At 37.0% G+C, this 22,529-nt stretch carries 19 protein-coding genes; 7 read left to right on the forward strand and 12 right to left on the reverse strand.

Features of this window, described 5'->3' with window-relative positions; translation table 11 throughout:
- Positions 1–125: 125 nt before the first annotated feature.
- The gene (locus GTH24_RS07825) at positions 126–2,444 is read right to left on the reverse strand and encodes a PqiB family protein (RefSeq protein ID WP_072070407.1); all 2,319 of its coding nucleotides are present in this window, start codon (positions 2,442–2,444) and stop codon (positions 126–128) included.
- Positions 2,386–3,654 carry a membrane integrity lipid transport subunit YebS gene (gene yebS, locus GTH24_RS07830; protein ID WP_164526194.1) on the reverse strand — a complete coding sequence of 423 codons (1,269 nt, stop codon included), beginning with the start codon at positions 3,652–3,654 and terminating at the stop codon, positions 2,386–2,388. The genes GTH24_RS07825 and yebS overlap by 59 nt, the downstream gene beginning before the upstream one ends.
- A gap of 266 nt (positions 3,655–3,920) precedes the next feature.
- Here yebS and GTH24_RS07835 point away from each other — a divergent pair, with 266 nt between their 5' ends.
- The 5 genes from GTH24_RS07835 to htpX all read left to right on the forward strand — a co-directional run bounded on the left by GTH24_RS07835 (position 3,921) and on the right by htpX (position 10,829).
- A complete protein-coding gene (locus tag GTH24_RS07835; RefSeq protein WP_115349612.1) occupies positions 3,921–4,418 on the forward strand; it encodes a GAF domain-containing protein in 498 nt (165 codons plus the stop codon).
- Between the two features lie 95 nt (positions 4,419–4,513).
- Positions 4,514–5,206 carry an RNA chaperone ProQ gene (gene proQ / locus GTH24_RS07840; protein WP_072070402.1) on the forward strand — a complete coding sequence of 231 codons (693 nt, stop codon included), beginning with the start codon at positions 4,514–4,516 and terminating at the stop codon, positions 5,204–5,206.
- A 19-nt stretch (positions 5,207–5,225) separates the two neighbouring features.
- Positions 5,226–7,286, forward strand: a complete 2,061-nt coding sequence (gene prc / locus GTH24_RS07845) for a carboxy terminal-processing peptidase (RefSeq protein ID WP_072070400.1) — start codon at positions 5,226–5,228, stop codon at positions 7,284–7,286.
- Positions 7,287–8,167: 881 nt separating this feature from the next.
- Entirely contained in the window at positions 8,168–9,520 is a 1,353-nt protein-coding gene (locus GTH24_RS07850; protein WP_164526195.1) for an OprD family outer membrane porin, read from the forward strand.
- Between the two features lie 430 nt (positions 9,521–9,950).
- The gene (htpX, locus tag GTH24_RS07855) at positions 9,951–10,829 is read left to right on the forward strand and encodes a protease HtpX (protein ID WP_072070398.1); all 879 of its coding nucleotides are present in this window, start codon (positions 9,951–9,953) and stop codon (positions 10,827–10,829) included.
- Between the two features lie 85 nt (positions 10,830–10,914).
- Here htpX and GTH24_RS07860 read toward each other — a convergent pair whose 3' ends face one another.
- The 4 genes from GTH24_RS07860 to hxpB form a co-directional block, all read right to left on the reverse strand.
- A complete protein-coding gene (locus GTH24_RS07860; RefSeq protein WP_241254053.1) occupies positions 10,915–11,778 on the reverse strand; it encodes a hypothetical protein in 864 nt (287 codons plus the stop codon).
- 135 nt (positions 11,779–11,913) lie between these two features.
- Entirely contained in the window at positions 11,914–13,305 is a 1,392-nt protein-coding gene (locus tag GTH24_RS07865) for an L-cystine transporter (protein WP_072070396.1), read from the reverse strand.
- 242 nt (positions 13,306–13,547) lie between these two features.
- Positions 13,548–14,114: a metal-dependent hydrolase gene (locus GTH24_RS07870; protein ID WP_164526196.1), complete on the reverse strand. Its 567-nt coding sequence runs from the start codon at positions 14,112–14,114 to the stop codon at positions 13,548–13,550.
- 310 nt (positions 14,115–14,424) lie between these two features.
- Positions 14,425–15,093 carry a hexitol phosphatase HxpB gene (gene hxpB / locus GTH24_RS07875; RefSeq protein ID WP_072070393.1) on the reverse strand — a complete coding sequence of 223 codons (669 nt, stop codon included), beginning with the start codon at positions 15,091–15,093 and terminating at the stop codon, positions 14,425–14,427.
- Positions 15,094–15,292: 199 nt separating this feature from the next.
- Here hxpB and GTH24_RS07880 point away from each other — a divergent pair, with 199 nt between their 5' ends.
- A complete protein-coding gene (locus tag GTH24_RS07880; RefSeq protein ID WP_115349618.1) occupies positions 15,293–15,832 on the forward strand; it encodes a YniB family protein in 540 nt (179 codons plus the stop codon).
- Between the two features lie 127 nt (positions 15,833–15,959).
- Here the strand turns inward: GTH24_RS07880 and GTH24_RS07885 are convergent, their stop codons facing one another.
- The 5 genes from GTH24_RS07885 to GTH24_RS07905 form a co-directional block, all read right to left on the reverse strand.
- On the reverse strand, positions 15,960–16,832 hold the full coding sequence (locus GTH24_RS07885) for a fructosamine kinase family protein (protein WP_072070391.1): 873 nt from the start codon (positions 16,830–16,832) through the stop codon (positions 15,960–15,962).
- Between the two features lie 154 nt (positions 16,833–16,986).
- The gene (locus GTH24_RS07890) at positions 16,987–17,844 is read right to left on the reverse strand and encodes a metal ABC transporter permease (RefSeq protein ID WP_036937443.1); all 858 of its coding nucleotides are present in this window, start codon (positions 17,842–17,844) and stop codon (positions 16,987–16,989) included.
- Positions 17,841–18,752, reverse strand: coding sequence for a metal ABC transporter permease (locus tag GTH24_RS07895; RefSeq protein ID WP_115349619.1), 912 nt, complete (start codon positions 18,750–18,752; stop codon positions 17,841–17,843). Before GTH24_RS07895 ends, GTH24_RS07890 begins: the two co-directional genes overlap by 4 nt.
- A gap of 2 nt (positions 18,753–18,754) precedes the next feature.
- Positions 18,755–19,642 (reverse strand): manganese/iron ABC transporter ATP-binding protein, encoded by an 888-nt coding sequence (locus GTH24_RS07900; RefSeq protein WP_072070382.1) that lies wholly within the window; start codon positions 19,640–19,642, stop codon positions 18,755–18,757.
- On the reverse strand, positions 19,639–20,496 hold the full coding sequence (locus tag GTH24_RS07905; RefSeq protein ID WP_231619387.1) for a metal ABC transporter substrate-binding protein: 858 nt from the start codon (positions 20,494–20,496) through the stop codon (positions 19,639–19,641). The genes GTH24_RS07900 and GTH24_RS07905 overlap by 4 nt, the downstream gene beginning before the upstream one ends.
- A 625-nt stretch (positions 20,497–21,121) precedes the next feature.
- Between GTH24_RS07905 and GTH24_RS07910 the strand changes: the two genes are divergently transcribed.
- Positions 21,122–21,793 carry a transglycosylase SLT domain-containing protein gene (locus GTH24_RS07910; protein ID WP_164526198.1) on the forward strand — a complete coding sequence of 224 codons (672 nt, stop codon included), beginning with the start codon at positions 21,122–21,124 and terminating at the stop codon, positions 21,791–21,793.
- Here GTH24_RS07910 and GTH24_RS07915 read toward each other — a convergent pair.
- Positions 21,790–22,503: a MarC family NAAT transporter gene (locus tag GTH24_RS07915; protein WP_164526199.1), complete on the reverse strand. Its 714-nt coding sequence runs from the start codon at positions 22,501–22,503 to the stop codon at positions 21,790–21,792. The genes GTH24_RS07910 and GTH24_RS07915 overlap by 4 nt on opposite strands.
- Positions 22,504–22,529 lie beyond the last annotated feature (26 nt).

Here is a 22,529-nt window from a genome sequence, read left to right on the forward strand (position 1 = left end):
AACAAAATCAAGCATAGTATAAATGGAATCTATTTCCAAAATATATTTCATAAATAAAAAAAGCGGATCATTTTTTGTGATCCGCTTTAAATAACTGGCAGTAAATAAGGGAGAATTATCTTATTTTATGGCTTTGGTATCGCAGTTCCCCATTCATCCCAATCTTTAGGCTCTTTTGCATTTAAAATGAAATTCTGTTCCTGTTTCGCTTTTGACTGTAGTGGCGTGGAAGGTGGTGTTGCAAATGTAATACCTCCACGTATAAATTGTTTAAATGTTCCGCTTCGTATAACGCCACCCGTTAAACCAAAGGAGAAGTTATATCCAGAAGAAAGCCAGAATTCGGTATTATTTCTAACAAGATATTGATATTTTTTACTAATTCGAATGTGAATTAAAACTCTATCAGACATGTTCCCTAACTCAAGCCCTGTCACAGCACCAACTTCAAGACCTCGATAGTAAATCGGCGTACCAATTTGTACTGAGCCGGCTTCTGTGGCATTTAAAACAAGATTTAATCCATCAAGATAGCGAGAGTCTGTAATGTTAGATGTTTGAAGTTCAAATTGACGATAAACGCCACCATTACCAGGTTCCGCTTTAATATATGGCTGAATCAGAGAGTCTAGATTATCTAATCCTGACGCAGTTAGCTCTGGTGTGACAACCGCAAAGCGACTACCTGATCTTGCGAATGTTTTTACGTAATCAGGGTAGAGTACTGCTGAAACCGTCACGGCTTTTCTATCTGGCGAGAGGAGCAGTGATTCAACCTGACCAATATCAATACCTAAATAACGAATAGGCATGCCTTCAGAAAGCTTACTAGCATCGTAAGTTTTTAAAGTGATTTGAGCACCAATAGCCCTAGCACTAGTCTCTGACGAATAGAGTTTGTAACGTGAGGCGTTATTGTTGATATTTTCAAAGTTATCGAAGCTAATAGCGCCTTTTAAGGCGCGATTTAATGGTGTCGCTTCAACGGTCAATCCTGAACCATTGACGGAAACTTTTGCAGCACCTTCAGTCCAGAAAACACTTTTTTCAGTAAGAAGGTGGCGATATTGTTTGGAAATATAAACGTCAATATCAAACTCATTAATTAATGGCCTGACATCAGTGATTTCACCAACTTGAAATTGATGGTAAAGCACGACAGAGCCTTTTTGAATGCCCGGAAGGCTGGAGGCTTTTAGTGTTAATGTCACTGGTAATTCATTACCATTGATGCTTGCTTTAGCAAAAAAATCATTGCGATACAGACGGTACTGCTCTTTAGGAGTACCTTTGTTACCTTGAATAAGATGAATACCACCCTCAAGCCATTCTTGAGGAGAAGCACCTTGAATATCAATACCATTCAAGCCCATATTGACGTTTATTCGGCTATTGGCAACAAACTTACTGTTCTCATAAATATAATGTTTATATTCAGGGGCGATAATAGCATCGAAGATAACACCATCATCACTTATATTACGTTGTATGACTTGGCCAATTGTAATACCTCTAAAGAGAATAGGTTGTCCTGCATCGACCCCCCAACTTTCTTCACTAGTTAGAGAAAGAATTAACCCATCTTCACCATATATTGCTTTACCCGCCTCAACAGAGGTAGCTGATTGTAAAACGAACTGTTGGTTCTCTTGTGCAGGTTGACTATTTTCTGGAGAGTCAAAGGCTATCGCACCATTAATTAAAGCAGAAACACTTTCCATTTTAACGGATACGCCACTTTTTAAATTAAAATTGCCTTGGAATCCAGAGACATTCCAAAAATGGCTGTCTTGACGAATTAAGTGTGCGTATTGTTTATCAATACTTAATTCAATAAAAACACCTTGGTTGTCAGGACGAATTGCGTAGCTATAAACTTTCCCTACAGGAACTTGGCGGTAATAAACTTGAGAGTCAACATTAAGTGATCCTAGTTTATCCGCTGTTAAGGTAATTAATTGCTGATTTTTATCAATATTTGCTTGAGGACGCACTTCTTGAGCAATAAATTTAAACTGCTTTTCACCATCACCGGGTAGCATACTGATGTAGTTACCACCCACTAAGGCATCCAGCCCAGATACACCTGATAGGCTCGCTTTAGGTGTAACAAGCCAAAATTGCGTATTCTTCCGTAATGCGGTGGCAAGGCTTTTTCGTACATCAGCTGTAACAATAACTCTGCGTAAGTCATCACTTAGGGTGACATCTTTAACGATCCCTACGTCAACGCCTTGATAGCGGATTGGTGTTCTACCAGAGACAATCCCTGAAGCAGATTGAAAATCAATCGTAATTTGTACGCCTTTATCTTGCCAATGTTGGAATAGCAACCAACTTGCAATAAAAATGGCGATAACAGGGAGTAGCCAAAATGTCGAAATTCTACGCTTGCGGCGTATTTGGGCTTGTGTTTCCTGAGCGTCGTTTTCTTCGTGTTGCATAAGTATCCCATAGTAAACGACTATCCAACCATTCAACGGCAAGGATAGTAAGAATAACCGCAGTACCAAAATAAAAAGCTGCTGGGCCCATTGTGAACGTCATCAGTTGATCTCGATTAATTAATGATATCATCAGTGCAATCACAAAGAGATCAAGCATTGACCATCGTCCTATCCAAGAGACAAAACGGTATAATTTCATACGAAATAGAGGGTGAATGTTAGAATTAAAATGAATACTCAACAATAGACCCAACATGATAATAATTTTGAAAAAAGGCACAAAAATACTGGCAATAAAAACAATAATAGCAATAGGGGTATTACCAGAATTTACCAAGGCAATGACACCAGAAAAGATGGTATCTTCGGTGCGTTGACCATTTAAATAAAAAATAGAAATAGGCAATAAATTTGCAGGTAATAATAAAATAATCGCTGCAATTAATGCAGCCCATGTTTTCTGCAAACTCATTGGTTGCCTTGGGGTGTAGCAAGATTTACAACGTGGACAATGTGTCAAAGGCATTTTTTTAAAATGATAATGGCAAGCATGACATGTCGCAGGACTGCGCTGGATCTCTTTTTGTGGATAAAATTGTTGCCAAAGTTGGTCCATATTAATGTTAATTAGCATCAATAAGCTTAGTAGCATCAAAGAAACAAAAGCAATTAATCCATTGCCAATATAAACCGTGGCGTAATCACCTAATTTTATTGTTGCAACACCCAGCCCAATCAAATAAACATCTAACATTACCCACTCTTTTAATTTGCCAAGCATTAAAAGTACTGGACGCAAATTTAAACGTAAACGCGAACCTAAATGAAGATATAAAATAGCAATAGGAAGGCTGAGAGGGGCGGCGACAGCACAAAAGAAAACCATCGTTGCAGTAAGAGGAGCGCCTTGCTCTGACATCATGCGAATACCATCAAGCACATTGGTTGTTATCATTGTGCCCAATAAATGAATTTTGATTAATGGTTGGGTAAATGCAATAGATGCCAAGATTAGCATTGTAATCGACAAAATGAGTAAGCGAGTAAGTGACCAATCTCGATAAGAGGCAAGCTTAGCTTGGCAGCGAGGACAGTACGCATCTTCTCCACGCTTAAGCGCAAGAGGGAGTGCCACAAGATGGTCACATTCTTGACAGCGTATTGATTTTATTTCGTTAATTGCGATATTGTTCTCAGTGTTGCTCATTAATTCGCCTAAGTTAGCTTTCTTAAGAGTTATCGTTTGATTAAGCTAAAAAAAAGTACCTATACTCAATGGTTCACAAGTTATCATTTTTATTATATTTATGCCTTTCATTTTACAATAATAAGAGTCTGATTTTTTTTGTAGATGTTAAGGAAGTTTTATCGTTTTTTTACCCAATTCTTGAAAATGGAGTATTCAACCTCAAGATAAAATAGGCTAAATTACGAGTATGTTATCTATTTTAGTTATGTAAATAGGGTTTAATGATGCCAAATTCGCTTTTTTATCAGGAACTCACTGATAATTTGTCAGCCTTGTTGTCTGGTGAAAATGATCTTATCGCATCACTTGCTAATACCAGCGCACTTCTTTTCGAAAAGTTAGATACGATAAATTGGGTTGGGTTTTATCTTAATGATGGTGACTCATTAGTTCTTGGTCCATTCCAAGGTAAAATTGCTTGTGTCAGGATAGGTTTTGGAAAAGGAGTTTGCGGAACTGCATACTCCGAAAACAGAATTTTAAGAGTGGATGACGTTCATCAATTTAGTGGACATATTGCTTGTGACAGTGCAAGTCAGTCTGAAATTGTTCTACCTCTAGAGGTAAATGGACAAATTATCGGCGTTCTCGATATTGATAGCCCTATTTTTAATCGTTTTGATAAAAAAGATGAAAATGGGCTTAAAGCGTTGTGTGACGTGCTCTGCGAGCATTTAAAAACTTGTCATACAGCAAAATATTGTGAATTTTGTGTAAGTTAACAGGCGTTTGCCATAGAAATTGTTGGCAACACTATTATAATGTCGCTTGTTCATGCCTGCGCTGGTTGGCAAAACCGTTGTAATCAGGAAATTTCATGGAAAATCAACCTAAGTTGAATAGTAGTAAAGAAATCATCGCTTTTTTAGCTGAACGTTTCCCTAAGTGTTTTATTGCTGAGGGCGAAGCTCGCCCTTTGAAAGTTGGCATTTTTCAAGATCTTGTTGAAGCTCTAAAAGATGAAGCTGAATTAAGCAAAACACAGTTACGTTCTGCATTACGCTTATATACCTCAAGTTGGCGCTACCTTTATGGAGTTAAAGAAGGGGCAAAACGTGTCGATTTGGATGGTAATGACTGCGGCGAACTGGAAGCTGAGCATATTGAACATGCTCGTACACAATTAGCAGAAGCCAAGGCGCGCGTTCAAGCTCAAAGAGCTGAACAACGTGCTAAAAAGCGCGAAGCTGAAGGTGATAAGGAGACCAGTAAGCGTCCGGCAGCGAAAAAGCCAAATAATACGCGTCGTCAGACACCTAAAGACGGTGAAAAACGGCAGCCTCGTCCTCAAAAAGCGGCTCAAGCTCCTCGTAAAGCACCACGCCAAAATACTGAAAAGTTAATTCCAGTAACAGACACATCAGTTCTTACTGTTGGTCAATCGCTGAAAGTTAACGTCGGTAGTAGCGTGATGAATGCGACAGTGCTAGAGATAGCAAAAGAGGGTGTACGTGTACAATTGCCTAACGGTTTGGCAATGAATGTACGCACGGAACATTTAAAGTTCTGATACGGAGGCCAACCAGAGCATGAACAAACTTTTAAATGTGGCTTTTGCAATCGGATTAACATTAACAGGTACTTCTGTTGTGATGGCTGAGAAACCAGCCACTCCAGCAATGGCAACTATTGATCAGTTACCCGAATTAAAGCAAGAGCCACAACACTCTACTGTAAGCGAGCGAGTAACCTCTCGTTTTGAACGCTCTCATTATCGTCAGTTTTCTCTAGATGCGAGCTTTTCTGAAAAAATATTTAATCGCTATCTTAATTTATTAGACTATAGCCACAATGTATTGCTTGCGTCTGATATCGCCCAATTTGATAAAGAAAAAACCAAAGTGGGTGAATACCTGAAAAAAGGTGATCTTCAACCCCTTTATGATCTCTTCAATTTAGCGCAAAAAAGACGTTTTGAACGTTTTCAATATGCGTTAGATCGTATCAATAAGCCAATAGATTTAACTGGTCAGGATAAGTTTGAGTTAGATAGAACGAAAGCGCCATGGCCTCAAACTCAAGCTGAATTAGATAAGCTTTGGGATGAAAAAGTTAAATACGATTGGTTAACACTGAAATTATCTGAAAAAACAGACAGTGAAATTAAAGAAACGTTGACTAAGCGCTATAAAGCCGCTTTGCGTCGTCAAACACAAAGCCAAAGTGAAGACGTTTTTCAAATTATTATGTCGGCATTTGCCCGCGAAATCGATCCTCATACCAGTTATTTATCACCAAGAAATACAGAAGCATTCGATTCTGAAATGAGCCTTTCATTAGAAGGTATTGGTGCTGTATTACAAATGGATGATGATTATCCTATGATCAACTCGATGGTGACCGGAGGACCGGCTGCAAAAAGCAAAGAGTTGAAAGTCGGTGATAAAATTATTGCTGTAGGCCAACAAAATAAACCGATGGTAGACGTTGTCGGTTGGCGACTTGATGATATTGTTGCCTTGATTAAAGGGCCGAAAGGTAGTCAAGTTAAGTTGGAAGTTATCTCTGATGAGAAAGGCGCTAAACCAAGAACAATCACGATAGTGAGAGAACAGATCCGTTTAGAAGACCGAGCGGTTAAATTGACAGAAAAAGTTATTAATGGCGATAAAGTCGCTATTTTAGATATTCCAAGCTTTTATGTTGGTTTAACTAATGATGTTAAAACTCAATTGCAAAAAGTAGCAAAAGATAATGTATCGTCATTAGTTATTGATTTACGTGGTAACGGTGGTGGTGCTTTAACTGAAGCCATTTCACTGTCAGGATTATTTATTCCAAGTGGCCCTGTGGTACAAGTTAGAGATAATAATGGTCGTGTACGACAAGATTTTGATAGAGACGATGTTGTTTATTACAAAGGTCCATTAGTTGTTATTGTAAACCGTTTTAGTGCTTCAGCTTCTGAAATTTTTGCGGCTGCTATGCAAGATTATGGGCGAGCTTTGATTGTTGGTGAACAGACATTTGGTAAAGGAACGGTTCAGCAATATCGCCCTCTAACGCGAGTTTACGATCAAATGCTTAGCCCTGATTGGCCAGGTTTAGGTTCAGTACAATACACTATCCAAAAATTCTATCGAATTAATGGTGGTAGTACTCAGCTTAAAGGGGTGACACCTGATTTATTATTACCAAGTTTTGATAGTGCTGAAATGGGCGAGAGCTTTGAAGATAACGCATTACCTTGGGATAGTATTTCTCCAGCTAGTTATCAGTTATCTGAATACTCAGATAAATTGAAAACAGCATTAGCGCCATTAACGGAGCAGCACACTAAACGTATAGCAAGCGACAGAGAATTTTCATATATTTTTGATGATATTCAACGTTACAATGATGCTAAAGCAAAAGGTGAAGATAAATTTGTTATCCTGAATTTTGCTGAAAGAGAGAAAGAAAACAAAGAGCTAGAAACTATTAAATTAAATCGCATTAATGAGCGTTTTAAATTAGAAGGTAAGCCTTTGTTAAAATCACTTGATGATTTACCTAAGGATTATGAAGGGCCAGATCCTTATTTAGATGAGACTGCAAAAATCGCAGTTGATCTTTCAAAAGTACTTAAGCCGAAAAAACTATTAAATTAAAGTAAAAGTCGGTACTTATTACAGCCCCCAATAATTGGATAATCAATTACTGGGGGCTTTTTTATATCTCAATACAGCCAAGATTTAAGGAGCGCTATTATCAATCAATGTGCATCTGGCGAGTTATTAAAAGCATTTTTAATAAAATAGATTATGTATTTTCTAGCGATAACCTTAATATTATTTCTTAATACACTTTAATGATTTTCCCTATTAAGTTACCAGTAACATTAGTAATTATTAATATCACTGACATTTTATAATACATAAAAATTTAAATTTTTTGTTACGTCACTTAATTTTTAATTCAAAATAAAATTTAAATAAGTATTACGAGATATAAAAAGAATAGCTTGATTATTTATTGTGACTCAATTCACATTTAATGATTTGTTTATTGCAATAAATGTAACATGTTGTGACAATGGTCGCGTAAACTGACATAAAATTGCTATAGCATACAGTTTATGAACTTTTTGTGTCACTTTGGCTCGCCATCACAGTAGCTAAAAATTATTGTCTAAATAGTGAATTATCATTGTTGATGCATTGAGAATACGTTATTAGAGCAGCAGTTAGTGATTTAAATATTATATTTTCAAACTCAGGCTTTCTACGTAAGGGATAATATCTAAACGTCCAATAAACTATAGTTTGTTTAAAAAACTTCTGTTAAGAGAAAATAAGTAAATACCAATGTGACAAAATAGTCATATTGAATTTTTTATGCCAAAAAATGACTTAGTGTTTAAAATTAATGCAACAATAATTTAAACAAGGGTAACTTTTTAGCTAAATATAAAAATGGTACTTTGTTGAACTTATGGAATATAAGTCAATATAAATTAATTAAAAATATTTATTAACCAGGTTTTATTAAAATGAAAGTAAAAAGAATTGCGTTGCTTATGTTATCCCCTTGTTTTTTGGCTGTGAGTGCTGCGAATGCTGGAAATTGGGAAGACTCAATTAAAGAAAACTCATTGATCTCAGATTCTGAGTTAGAACTTTCTACTATTAATATGTGGAAATACTTAAAGACTGAGAACCGTTTTGATAAAGAAGAGCAACGCTATAGAAAACAAGTTGCAAATGCTTGGGGACAAAACTTCCAAGCGGATTTCAGATCTGGTTATTTAGGTGGCATTCTCGGATTTGATGTCTCTTATTATGGTGGTATCAAATTAGGTGCAAGTAAAGACTTCGCCTCTCGTGCAATTTTATATAATGATGATGGTGATGCAAAAGGCTATAACAAAATTGGTCAACGTTTCGCAAAAGTTAAATTTGATTTAGATCCTGTTTTAATTAACGGTAAAGCAGGTTGGTTTACGCTGAAAAATACGGGTATTTTTACTAACTCACAGCGCTTATCATTAAACAGTTATAATGGTTATGCTACCAACACTGCAATGGGTGATTGGAGCTTAGATTTACTGTTTCTTGATGGTAAAGTAATGCGTCGTGATAGCCCAAATATCGACAGAATGTATTTCAGTGATGGTAATGGTGTTAGACACAATATCGATCATGTGTTAACTGGTGGAATTAACTATAACTCTAAACCGTTAAAAGTATTTTATTTCTATGGTCAGGCGGATGATGTGTTCCGTCAACAAGGCTTAGAAGCAAAATATAAACTAACCTCAGACGTGACTGTTGGTGGTGTTGTTTATTATCACGATTATGGTAGTGAAGGTAAGCGTACATTAAGTGATGCTAATAAAGGTAAGCGTAACTTTGATAATGATGCATGGCACTTTGCAGGTACGATGGAATGGCGCATTCCTGAGTCACCATGGACATTGCGTACAGGTGTGACTTATACCGATGCTGAGAAAGCAAATGGTGTTGGTCAATTTGCACGTAACCCAATAGGTAATACTCGTGGACGCTTTAACTCACCAGCTTACGCTGATATTGACTATGTACGTGATGGTGAGGTTATGGGGGCATTGGAAGCCGAGTACAGAATTAGTAAAGAGCTGTCAATTGGTGCACGTACTAACTATAGTGAATTCAGTTATTCAGGTGAAAGATTAAAACAAGGGCAGTTTGGTTTATTTAGCTATTGGAAACCAACAAAAAATCTTTCTGTTTCTTTAAGTGGTGGTATCGGTTGGCACCACCAGCAAGAAAACGATTACACCACACCAAAATTATATGATGGTCATTCACAACGAGCACATTCATTATCAGGCTCAATGACAACTACATATCGTTTTAAAATGTAATTAGTTTATAGCGTTAATTACGCTATTGCTTGTTTCATGTGCACGATTTGTATTATTTACAAGTCGTGCACAAAGAGCATAACGACAGTTAGCTCGACGATAATAGTGCCCCATTTATATACTAATCTATTTCACTTTTTATGATGAGCTTATTATTGATAGATATAAGGTTATAAAGCCTTCTCTTGAGCTTATCCCTTTAGCTAAATAATACGAAAAGTTGTCCCGCCTATTTTAGAACACCCATCTCTTTTCAGTTTTAAATAATGCCCAATAAGTAGGTAATTAAACCCTATTTTTTTATCAAAATGTAAAGTTATACTGTTTTTAGTATTAAATACGTTAAAAGACTTGATAAAATTCAAAAAAGCCTTATTTATAAGATAGTTTTTGCAATGTGATAATTAGATAAAATAGGAACAGTATCAATATGATGAGAATTGCGTTATTCCTTTTAACAAACTTAGCTGTAATGTTTGTTTTTGGGATCATCTTATCTTTAACCGGTATACAAGGTCGCAGTGTTCAAGGTTTGATGATCATGGCGGGTTTGTTTGGTTTTGGTGGTGCATTTATTTCACTGTTAATGTCAAAATGGATGGCATTACGTTCAGTGGGTGGTCAAGTTATCGAAAACCCAACTTCAGAAGTAGAGCGTTGGTTATTAGATACGGTAAGACGCCAATCTGAACAAGTCGGTATTAAAATGCCACAAGTGGCTATTTATGATGCACCTGATATTAATGCTTTTGCGACAGGCGCTCGTCGTGACGCTTCGCTGGTGGCTGTAAGTACAGGATTGTTAGCCAATATGAGTCGTGATGAGGCAGAAGCGGTTATTGCTCACGAAATTAGCCACGTTGCTAATGGTGATATGATAACCATGACCTTGCTTCAGGGGGTTGTGAATACCTTCGTTATCTTTATTTCGCGTATCATTGCACAATTCGTTGCTAACTTTATTTCGAGTGATGAAGAGAGTGAAAATAGCAATGGTAACCCATGGGTTTATATGGGTGTTTCAATGGTACTGGAAATTGTATTTGGTATTCTGGCAAGCATTATTACCATGTGGTTCTCTCGTTACCGTGAATTCCATGCAGATGCGGGATCGGCAAAACTTGTTGGTCGCGAGAAGATGATTGCAGCATTACAACGTTTAAAAACGAGTTATGAGCCACAAGAAGAGAGCAGTATGATGGCTTTCTGCATTAATGGCCGTAATAAGTCATTTAGTGAATTATTTTTATCTCACCCACCATTAGACAAGCGTATTGAAGCACTACGCAATGGTGAGTATCTAAAATAAAAATATTAAAGGCTATAAATTAACGCCAATGTTTAAACGCTCAATATGATCAGTATTGGGCGTTTTTTATGGAAAATATTGATATTTAATCTAAGTATTCCCCAAAATAAGCCATGGCTTTTTCTTCATCAATCTTGAGATTACCTTTCCATCCGGCCCACGGCATTTCCATATCAGAACGTCCTTTGGTGTTATTAAGCAGATTTTCTGCAATGGTAATATCACCGAAATTGGCCCAGCTATTTAAAGATAATGAAATAAAGGCGTTGGGAATAACACCCACTAAAGCAAGTGAGTGCAAGATACCTCGCTTGGTGTATTTATCACCAGAAATTAATTTAGCTTCATTTAACCGTTTTTCAAACTTACCCGGAGTTTCATCTTCATGGGCGTTACGTAATAAATGAAGTAATTGCTTAAAGGTCTCTTTGTCTGCCTGCGTTGGACTAACGGGAGGAATTGTTAGCAAGTGCTTTAAATTCAGATAAGCATAAGAGGGATTGCCAGTATAAGAATTACCGTAATAGAGGCAATATTGAAAATAACTATCATTAATATACTTTTGGTGGTTGCTATCACTACAAATCCAACAACAGGCATATTGAGGTTTTTCGTCATAATTATGTAGTGGCAAATTTTGTAATTTATGGAAAGCGCCTAAAACAGAGCGTCCTCTAAGATAGCTACCACCAACACCAGCCACAAATGCATCTAAACAACGTTTTTGAGTGAGTAACGGATTGTTTTTTAAACTATGTAATTGATTAATAATATCTGAATGATCCGCAAATTTTTCAATAATATTAGGTTGCCAATTGGATGCTAATAATATGTTTTTTTCCTTTTCGGAAAGAACATCAAGATGATAAAGAGAAACTTGGCGTTCAGGATCATATTGGCTGTTTTCATACTTATAGAGTTTTCGCAAAACTCGCATAATTTTTTGCACGATTTTACCTTGTTATATTTATAGGTTTTTTATTGATATTGGTGAATGGCATAGATAGAAGATATGTAACTTAATATAGATATAAAAAAAAGCCAGTTCAAATGAACTGGCTCTCTCAATAGAGGTAGATAAAGTTTATTTTACTGTAAGTTCTGTTTCTTCATCTTGATTGAAGACCGCCTTATCCGTTTGTCCCATGATTTGGCTGGTGATTGTACCAGCAGTCATTGAGCCACTGACGTTTAATGCGGTACGTCCCATATCAATTAATGGTTCTACAGAGATTAATAGGGCAACTAATGTCACAGGTAAACCCATTGCAGGCAGAACGATAAGAGCTGCAAATGTGGCACCACCACCAACACCCGCAACACCCGCAGAGCTGACGGTTACGATAGCAACTAAAGTGGCTATCCACATTGGATCTAAGGGGTTAATACCCACGGTTGGTGCAACCATAACAGCGAGCATTGCAGGATAGATACCGGCACAACCATTTTGGCCAATCGTTGTACCAAAAGATGATGAGAAACTCGCGATAGATTCTGGCACACCTACACGTTTGATTTGTGTTTCAATATTTAACGGGATACTTGCTGCACTTGAACGGCTAGTAAATGCAAATGCTAATAATGGACCCGCTTTTTTGAAGAATTTAACTGGGTTTAAGCCTGTAAAACTAACAAGTAATCCATGAACCACAAACATTAAGCCAATAGCAACATAAGAGGCAACAACAAAGCTTCCTAATTGAATGATGTCGTGCATATTTGAGCTGGCTACAACTTTAGTCATCAGCGCCATAACACCATAAGGGGTTAACATCATAACGATACGAACTAGCTTCATGATCCATGATTGTAAGCAATCAATCGCAACTAAGACTTTTTCGCCGCGAGGCTGGTCTTCTTTGAGTAATTTCAGCGCAGCCATACCTAAGAATGTAGCAAAGATAACAACGCTAATAATCGATGTTGAGCTTGCACCTGTTAAGTCAGCAAATGGATTTTTAGGAATAAATGACAAAATAAGCTGAGGCATGGTTAAGTCAGAAACCTTACCCATGTAATTTTGCTCAAGCGCAATTAAGCGTTGTGCTTCTTGTTCGCCTTGTACTAAGCCTTCTGCGGTTAAACCAAATAAATTGGCGATCACAATACCAATTAATGCAGAAATGGCGGTGGTAAATAATAAAGTACCAATAGTTAACCCACTGATTTTTCCTAATGATGATGCTTGATGCAAACGAGCAACGGCACTAAGAATAGAGGCAAATACTAATGGCATAATGATCATCTGTAATAGCTGAACATAACCATTACCCACAATATTAAACCAAAGAATAGATTCTTTAATAATAGGATCGTGTGAGTCATAGAATGCGTGTAGCGCTAATCCAAAAGCAACACCAAAAACTAAACCAACAAGAACTTTCTTTGAAAGGCTCCACTGACGTTGACTTAATTTAGCCAAGACGAGTAATAACACAACAAAGACGAGTACGTTAATGATTAACGGAAAATTCATCTTAACTCTCCAACGAGATTTTTATTTATATAATTTCGACGATTGTATGCGATATGAGTTCTTAGATAGTAAGAAAGGATATAACAGCATCAACTCGTTATAGGGTAACAGGATTGTTAATAACTTTTTATAATTAATTATTCTTTTATATAATCGTTTGGTTATAAAGACAAGAAAATAGGCATAAAAAGATGTAAGAATTTATAAATAAATAGAGAAACGTAGGGTTTTGTCAGGGGGTGTTAAAAATTAGTGCGCTTGTCGTGGTACATCTGTAACCAATTATTGACTTGCGAAGGCAATGTAACAGTAAGGTGTGGAGGTAAGAAAAGTGCGCCTACAAGAATAAGAACGGAGATAAAACGTTCCCCTTTTTTATTGTTTTTTTTACCTAAAATAGGTAGCGCAAAGCGCATTTGTAAAGGCCATAGGAAAGGAACCCCTGCTGGGGTTAACATATCGGCAATGAGATGGCTAAGATAACCAAGTAAAAGTGCATGAAAAATATCTGCTGAAATTTCCCAGCGTGGTGAAACTTGGGTTTCCCATAAAATGGCTAAACCACAAAATGCGAGTAGGCTATGAGTGAAACCTCGGTGACCACAAAGTTTTGATAAGGGCAGAGAAATAATACGGAACAATCGTCCAAGTATAGAGCCTGGATGATCTAAGTCTGGTAAAAGTGAGCCTAATAAGACAGCAGGGATCATGTGAAACCAATCACCATGAGCAAGAGCTGGCGTTATTTCAAGTTTCTGTGCTAACACAAGTGTTGCAACAGAAAAAAGTAAATGTCCTTCTGCGGTCATTCCAAGTCTGTTCGTTTGCTGTTCATTTATACAGTGATAAAGTATAAAAGGTTTTGATGATAACTAACAGACAAAAAAGATAAAAATTGTCTTAAATATTAAGCAATAACAGAAATATTTTATTTGATTGGTTTAAAAATGATCGAATTTAGGATAAAAACCTAAAAGATAGAATGGGAGCTAGTGGTAGTAAGATAAATGAGTGAGAAAATGCTAAGAGTAAAAAAAGTAGCATTAATGAATAAAGTGTTAGAAGCAGAACAAAAGGGATATCTAATAAAGCAAAATATCCCTTTTATTGAGATGGAAACTAACCTAATAAATGTAGTTGTGTTAACTCATTAAGAGAGGCAATTTTCACATCAGCTAAACCCCATTGCTTATCATTAAATTGTGTTGCTGCTGGTACAACGATAGAGCGCATTCTTGCACCTTTACAGGCAATCATGCCATTACGAGAATCCTCTAATGAAACACAGTGGATAGGATCAAGATTAAGTGCTTTAGCTGCATTTAGATAAACTTCTGGATGAGGCTTACTGTGCGGTAATTCATCAGCAGACACGACAGCTGAGAAATAATGACGAATATTAAACAACTCAAGCACACGCTCAAGCATAAAATCAGGAGAAGCTGATGCTAATGCAATTTTCAATCCTGATGATTTACAAAGATCTAGAGCATGTTCGACACCAGGTAATAGTGGCTTGGTTTCTTCAACCAATTTGACAACACGAGAAACCATTTTTTGTTTTGCTTCTTGTTTTGAAACGCCTTGCCATGGTGAGGCTTTATACCATAAATCAATGACTTCGTTTATTCTTAATCCAACCATATCGGGCATTGCCGATGAAAGGGATAAATCGACGCCTAATTCAGCAAAGACCTCATGTTCTGCTTGCTGCCAAAATGGTTCAGAGTCGATTAATAAACCATCCATATCAAAAATAGCAGCTTCAATAGGGAATTTAAAAGACATGTTACTCTCCATAAATAAGGTCTATGTTGTCGAATGGCGATTGTAGCAAGAGTTACAAAGAAAATCTTTTTAATCAGTTTCTTATTTATTTAGTAAAATAAATAGAGAGAATGGCTACTATTAATATATTGTCGTATTAGCCGTTAATTAGACTACGATAAACAGATAAATATTGACGAATTCTACTAGTGAGGATGTGATGAGTTATCAATATGCAGGATTATATGCCATTTCAAAGCGCGTTCTTGGCTGGCTTATTTTTATTCCTGCCTTTATTTCTACAACAGTGTCGTTGATAGGATTGGCTGCAATCCAACGTCCAAGTGGTGATGGTGTAAATGCCGTGATCAATGATTTTTTTCGTGTGTTAGCGGAAATGGTACAATTTAATACACCATTTTTAGGCTTCTTTTGGCGAAATTCACCTATCCCCAATACACAAATGGGATTGAGTCAGGAAAATATCACTTTTTTTGTTATTTTTCTTTTTATGTTTGTTGGATTGGCGTTTAGTGCATCGGGATTACGAATTTATCGTCAAGTTAAGTATTTAAAAGAAAATATACAAGATCAGCTTATTATTGAACGAGCGATGAAGAGTGGTATCACAGCGGAAGAGTTACAACAGAATATCAAATTACCACGACATACTATTTTCACTCAAATTATGGTGCTTTATCTATCCCCCATTATTGTTATGGCAATTGGGTATTTCTTGCTGAAATTTTTAGGGTGGTAATAACCCTTTACAATGAACGAGGATAGTTCATTTATCTAACTGAAGGGAAAATAAACCTCGCACAATGTGAGCTGGCGAGGTTATATTTTTAGCTTATTACCTGTTTTAAACTGTTTTTTATCTTTAATCAGGGGGTGGCTAATAAATCATCAATAATTTTTCGGGCTTCTAGGTAATCTTTTTCACCACCAAATAGATTACAACGGTTGAGGAAAAAATAGAGTTGATAGATGGGCTGACGTAATAAAAATTTTTCAGATAATGGCCAGACACTCTGATAACCATCAAAAATATTAGCGGGTACTGCAGTACAAAGTGGTAGCATCGCTATATCACATTCTCTATCTCCCCAATAACAAGCAGGATCAAAAACTGTACCTTCAGATTGACCAATTGCAGCGCAGTTTTTAGGCCATAAGTTGCCATGAAGCAAAGACGGTTGTGGGTTATGATCAGCTAGACGATGATGAATAATTTGGGTGATCTCATCGATAGCACCAAAGACCATCCCTTTTTCTGATGCCAGTTGCAGTTGAAAGCCAATACGTTTTTCAGAATAAAAGTGGTTCCAGCGTTTTTCCCAGCCATTTAGCTGGGGAGTTGTATCGATTTGAGTATCAAAATCAAAACCATAACTAGGTTGATCTTCCCATTGATGTAGTCTTGCTAATTGTTGACCAAAGCAATAAGCACTGTGAGGTGTAAAAGGTTGAACCGGTAAGAACTCGAGGAGTAAGAAGCTGGCATCTTTACTATTACCAATGCCAAGAACGCGAGGAGTACGAATTGTTTGGCTTTTTGCCAACATTTCAAGTTGTTCTGCTTCATTTTTAAAATTAGGCAGAAACTCACGTAAGTTGGATTTTACAAAGACGGGGGTATCACCATAATAAATTTTCCATGTATGGTGAATATCGCCACTAGAAAGGTGAGTTTTTTCGTTTATCTTTGCTGAAAATCCTAAGTTTGATTCCAGTAAACGACCTATATTCTGCCACATACTTACACCTCGCAAAGTTGTTTACTTAGTAGACCCAAATAAAATAATAACGAGCGATGTTTATCTTATGACAATAACACTTTAATTAAATCAATAAAGTATAAAGCTAAAAAACGGGATGATTATCCCGTTTTTGCGAAGATAAAGGAGATTATCAGGCATTCGCGGGTTTTGTTTGTCGCTTTATTTTTGCTAATTTAATCTGATTACAGAATAACGCAATAATAAAGAATATAGCTTGAGTTAGCACAATACATGGACCTGTTGCACCATCAATATGGAAACTAATAAATGTACCAATCACACTGGATGCGACAGAAAATATAATAGCTAGCATTATCATACGAGAGAAACTACGTGTTAATAAATACGCAGTGATCCCCGGAGAAATAAGCATGGCGACAACTAAAATAATCCCGACGGCCTGCATTGAAGCAACGATAGTTAATGCCAAAATAGACAGTAAGCCATAGTGCAATAAGGTAACAGGTAAACCGACGATCCTTGCTTGATTAGGATCGAAACAATAAAGCATAAAGTCTTTTTGCTTAACTAGCATGATAGTGATGGTAATTAAACAAATAATACTAATTTGAGTTAATACATCTGGCGTTATACCCAAAATATTACCAAATAGAATATGCATTAAATGTTGGTCTGTATCGACACTAGCAAAAATAACCAAGCCTACGGCAAACATACCTGAGAATACAATTCCCATCACAGTATCTTCTTTAATACGACTGTGCTCTTTTAAATAGCCAGTGGCAAACGAACAAAACAAGCCAGAAAGAAAGGCGCCTACCGTTAATGGAATTGCAGTGACATAAGCAAGTACTACACCGGGTAACACTGCGTGAGAGATAGCATCTCCCATTAAAGACCAGCCTTTTAAAACCATATAACAAGATAAAATAGCGCAGGCGATCCCGATAATGATAGCGGCAATAATAGCCCGTTGCATAAAGGGATATTGAAATGGTTCAATGAAAAATTCAATTAGCTCATTCATAGTTTCACCTCGTCTTGTTTTGGGACTTCTTGGTGCTGATGAGATTGTGAGATTAACTGTTGTGAGCTTTGGCGAGCACGGCGACGTGCAGCTAACATGCCGTGTTTAGGCGCAAATAAGAATGCCAATAAAAAAAGTGCAGTTTGCATTGTGACAATGACGCCACCCGTTGCACCATTAAAGAAATAGCTAAGATAGGCACCTACAGCACTGGTTATTGTACCAATGCAGATAGCAATAATAGCAAGTCGTTTAAATTGATCGGTGAGTAGATAAGCTGTTGCGCCAGGTGTTACAACCATTGCAATGACCAGAATGGCACCAACAGTTTGAAGTGCAGCAACGGTGCAAGCACTTAATAAAGTAAAAAAGATAATTTTTAATTTTAAAGGTGATAGACCAATAGATCTGGCATGGATTTCATCAAAGAAAACGACCAGCAAGTCTTTCCAGATACAAAATAAGACGAGAAAAGAGACACCTGTAATAATAACAACTTGCCATACATCTTCATCTGCAATACCTAGAATATTCCCGAGGATGATGGTCTGAACGTTGACGGCTGTCGGTTTAAGCGAAACCAGCAACAGACCAAAGGCAAAAAAAGTAGAGAAAATAAAGCCAATAACGGCATCTTCACGAAGGCGTGTGATATGGCGAATAAATGTCATTGATAATGCTGCGAGCAAACCCGTAAAAAAAGCACCGACCGCATAAGGTAAACCTAATATATAAGCCCCCGCAACACCAGGAACAACGGAGTGGGAAAGGGCATCTCCCATTAAAGACCAACCTTTCAAAATAAGATAGGATGAAAGAAACGCACAGACAGCGCCTACTAAAGCACTAACCCAAATAGCTTTCACCATATAGTTATATTCAAAAGGCTGTAGGAGTAAATCTAGCATGGCTAATCTCCTTGTTTGCGCTGACTTTGGTGCGCTGGAGTATGTTCTTTTTGATGACCATAAAAAACGGCCGCGCGTTCATCATCAGTAATGACAGTAAGTGAGCGTGGATCATCGTCATCGTGAAGATCAGAACCCGACAAGCTGATATGACGCAATACACCACCAAATGCGTGTTCTAAGTTCTTTTGGGTAAAGGTTGTTTCAGTTGGTCCACTATCTAATACCGTTCTGTTTATTAAAATAACGTGGTCACAAAATTCAGGCACACTTCCTAAGTTATGTGTTGAAACTAAAACGAGATGACCTTCTTCACGTAAATTACGTAAAAGTTCGATAATGGCATTTTCGGTTTTAACATCGACACCAGTAAAGGGTTCATCAAGTAATAAAACAGTGCCTTCTTGAGCCATTGCTCGCGCCAAGAAAACACGTTTCTTCTGACCACCAGAAAGCTCACCAATTTGACGATGACCTAATCCAGATAACCCCACACGCTCTAGCGATGCTTCAACAACCTCATGATCATGTTTTGATGGGATACGAAAAAAACCCATTTTTCCATAACGTCCCATCATTACAACATCAGAAACGAGGACAGGAAAATTCCAGTCAACTTCTTCTGTTTGTGGTACATAAGCAATCATGTTTTGCTTTAATGCTTGTTGAATAGGGTTATCGTTTAATGTCACTTTACCTTTAGAGGGCTTTACTAGGCCCATGATGGTTTTAAATAGAGTGGATTTACCACTACCATTGATGCCGACGAGGGCACAAATTGTGCCCCCTGTGATAGAGAAGCTCGCATCAAAGATGGCGGTATGACCATTGTTATAGGTGACAGTGGCGTTATCAACTGTCAACGTTGGATTCGTTTCTATTTTACTCATTGACCAAATCCTTTCGCAATTGTATCCACAGTGATAGTAATTAAATCAATATAAGTAGGAACTTCACCGCCTTCAGCGGAAAGTGAATCAACGTAAAGAACACCGCCATATTTTGCACCAGTTTCTTTGCTGACTTGTTTAGCCGGTTTATCTGAAATTGTACTCTCACTAAAGACAACAGGGATATTGTGTTTTCTTACTGTATCAATGACATATTTAACTTGTTGTGGTGTGCCTTGTTCTTCTGCATTAATTGGCCATAAATAAACTTCTTTAAAGCCATAATCATTAGTTAAATAACTGAAGGCACCTTCACTGGTCACTAACCAACGATCTTCTTGTGGTATACGAGACAATCTTTCTCTTAATGGTGCATCAAGTTGTTTAATTTTTTCTGCGTAATTTGCTGCATTTTGATTATAAATTGCTGCATTATCAGGATCGTGTTCAACAAGTGCTTTACGAATATTTTCAATATAAATTAATGCGTTATTTGGTGACATCCATGCGTGTGGATTCGGATTATTTTTGTAAGCACCCTCACTAATTGCCATTGGCGTGATGCCTTCTGTTACGACGACCGCAGGAACATTACGTAACTCATTAAAAAAACGCTCGAACCAGCGTTCAAGGTTTAAACCATTCCATAAGATCAAATCAGCTTTTTGAGCTTTTACAATATCTTTTGGGGTAGGCTGATAATCATGAATTTCAGCGCCAGGTTTTGTAATTGATTCAACGATCGCTGCATCTCCAGCGACATTTTGTGCGATATCTTGAATAATAGTAAAGGTAGTAACGACTTTAAGTTTATCTTTTGCTTGTGTAGGTGTGGTTAAAAATACAGTTGCCATAAGGCATAAAGCTGTAAGTGAAATTTTGTTTACAGAACGAAATATATCCATATTATTATTGCCTTATAGTTGCAGAGTCATCTTCTCAATTGATAATGATTATCAATATCATTTCAAAAAAGTCAAGTTATCTCTGTGCAAAAAGCTTCATTTGATAACGACTAGAAATAAGATAACAACATGTATTCCAATAAATGTTAAGTAGATTGTCGGGTTTTGTCACAAAAATTAACAATCGTTCGTAACTATTTGTGCAAGAGATTATTTTTATTACTAATAAAAGCTCACTTTTCCTCAAAAACCAACGTTTGTTATACTTCTACCATTTTTATAGTTCCCATAAACCCCCTTCTTATTGTAATTAATTCATATGATTTATTTTAGAATATGTAATAAAAACCTATTATGCTTGGCTCGATTTTGATTGAGTGATTTCTGGGGGAAAACAGGATATAGGATAAATTTGAGATAAAACGCACACGCTAGAAATAGTAATAGATTGATTTATTTCTCGCGTTTTGCCATATTTTAACACGCACTTTTGTGTGGAAGTAGAATAATATATCTTCAACCTATTGATATATAAATATGTCTTTGTACAACCCTTTATGCAAAAGGATAAAACGTGAAAGTAAAAATCATCTTTTCTTTGGCAATTTTGCTTCTTGCTGGTTGTGCTGATAATGCTCGTCAACCAATTCAAAAAGACACATCTCGATTTTTAAGCCAAAAGCCGGTAAATAGCCGTGTTAATAATGCTTCAATATCCACTGCACAATGGAAAGCGACCCCTTTTGATAATCACATACAACAAGCCTCTAGCCGTTATAATGTTGATGAAACATTAATTAAAGCCATTATCCAAGTCGAATCTAATTTTAGGCCAGAGGTAATTAGTAAATCAAATGCAGTTGGATTAATGCAAATTAAAGCATCAACAGCAGGAAGAGATGTTTATCAAAATAGAGGAAAAACGGGACAACCAACAACAGCTCAATTGAAAGATCCTGCTATTAATATTGATTTAGGCACTGCTTATCTTCAACTATTAAGAGAGCGCCACCTTGTTGGTATTTCTGATCCTGAAACACTTTATTACGCCACCATTCTTGCTTATGTCAATGGCGCCGGCGCTTTATTGAGAACATTTGATAAAGATAGAGACAATGCAATAGCTAAAATTAATTCAATGAGTGCGGACGATTTTTATCGTTATGTTGAAAAGAATCATCCGGCAACTCAAGCACCACGTTATTTAGCTAAAGTAAGAGCTGCTTACCATGCAGGGGATAATTAATCGGGTAAATTAGCTACAGCCTGAGCCTGTTTTAATAAAGCAGGCAAATCTGCAATAATTTCAAGAACACCGTTAATCATAAATTGAACACCCATACAGATTAATAAAAATCCCATTACACGAGAAATAGCATCAATACCACTGTGACCTAAATATTTCATAATACTGGTGGAGCCACGCAGTGACAGCCAAACAATCACGCTAATTAAAAAGAAGGTCGTTACAGGGGCAACATATAATACCCATTGCGCAATATCAGTACGCGAAGGAATTGATGCTGCGGTACTGATTATCATTGCAATAGTTCCTGGCCCTGCAGTACTTGGCATTGCTAAAGGAACAAAGGCAATATTGGGTTCTTTGGGGTTGTGGTGAGGATTATTATCGTCGGCAATAGGATCATCAACATTAGGTGTATTAGGAAATAACATACTAAAGCCAATAAAAGCCACTATCATCCCACCAGCAATACGAAGACCGGGTATCGAAATACCAAACGTTGTCATTATGACGCGACCCGCATAAAACGCGATGGTCATAATAAGGAAAATATAGACACATGCCATTAAAGATTGTTGATTACGCTGTTCTTTGGTCATATTTCCTGAAAGACCAAGCCAGAGAGCAACAGTCGTTAATGGATTAGTTAAAGGTAAAAGTAAAATAAGACCAAGGCCTATAGCCTGAAAAAACTGGTAAGCAGAGTGCATGGAATATAAAAGCTCCTATAATAACA

The sequence above is a fragment of the Proteus vulgaris genome (assembly GCF_011045815.1).
Taxonomy (GTDB): Bacteria; Pseudomonadota; Gammaproteobacteria; order Enterobacterales; family Enterobacteriaceae; genus Proteus; species Proteus vulgaris_B.

Bases quoted from the DNA above. Each gene is read 5' to 3' on its own strand.
- GTH24_RS07825 (WP_072070407.1), bottom strand. From the start codon at position 2,444: ATGCAACACGAAGAAAACGACGCTCAGGAAACACAAGCCCAAATACGC.
- yebS (WP_164526194.1), bottom strand. From the start codon at position 3,654: ATGAGCAACACTGAGAACAATATCGCAATTAACGAAATAAAATCAATA.
- GTH24_RS07835 (WP_115349612.1), top strand. From the start codon at position 3,921: ATGCCAAATTCGCTTTTTTATCAGGAACTCACTGATAATTTGTCAGCC.
- proQ (WP_072070402.1), top strand. From the start codon at position 4,514: ATGGAAAATCAACCTAAGTTGAATAGTAGTAAAGAAATCATCGCTTTT.
- prc (WP_072070400.1), top strand. From the start codon at position 5,226: ATGAACAAACTTTTAAATGTGGCTTTTGCAATCGGATTAACATTAACA.
- GTH24_RS07850 (WP_164526195.1), top strand. From the start codon at position 8,168: ATGAAAGTAAAAAGAATTGCGTTGCTTATGTTATCCCCTTGTTTTTTG.
- htpX (WP_072070398.1), top strand. From the start codon at position 9,951: ATGATGAGAATTGCGTTATTCCTTTTAACAAACTTAGCTGTAATGTTT.
- GTH24_RS07865 (WP_072070396.1), bottom strand. From the start codon at position 13,305: ATGAATTTTCCGTTAATCATTAACGTACTCGTCTTTGTTGTGTTATTA.
- GTH24_RS07870 (WP_164526196.1), bottom strand. From the start codon at position 14,114: ATGACCGCAGAAGGACATTTACTTTTTTCTGTTGCAACACTTGTGTTA.
- hxpB (WP_072070393.1), bottom strand. From the start codon at position 15,093: ATGTCTTTTAAATTCCCTATTGAAGCTGCTATTTTTGATATGGATGGT.
- GTH24_RS07880 (WP_115349618.1), top strand. From the start codon at position 15,293: ATGAGTTATCAATATGCAGGATTATATGCCATTTCAAAGCGCGTTCTT.
- GTH24_RS07885 (WP_072070391.1), bottom strand. From the start codon at position 16,832: ATGTGGCAGAATATAGGTCGTTTACTGGAATCAAACTTAGGATTTTCA.
- GTH24_RS07890 (WP_036937443.1), bottom strand. From the start codon at position 17,844: ATGAATGAGCTAATTGAATTTTTCATTGAACCATTTCAATATCCCTTT.
- GTH24_RS07895 (WP_115349619.1), bottom strand. From the start codon at position 18,752: ATGCTAGATTTACTCCTACAGCCTTTTGAATATAACTATATGGTGAAA.
- GTH24_RS07900 (WP_072070382.1), bottom strand. From the start codon at position 19,642: ATGAGTAAAATAGAAACGAATCCAACGTTGACAGTTGATAACGCCACT.
- GTH24_RS07905 (WP_231619387.1), bottom strand. From the start codon at position 20,496: ATGGCAACTGTATTTTTAACCACACCTACACAAGCAAAAGATAAACTT.
- GTH24_RS07915 (WP_164526199.1), bottom strand. From the start codon at position 22,503: ATGCACTCTGCTTACCAGTTTTTTCAGGCTATAGGCCTTGGTCTTATT.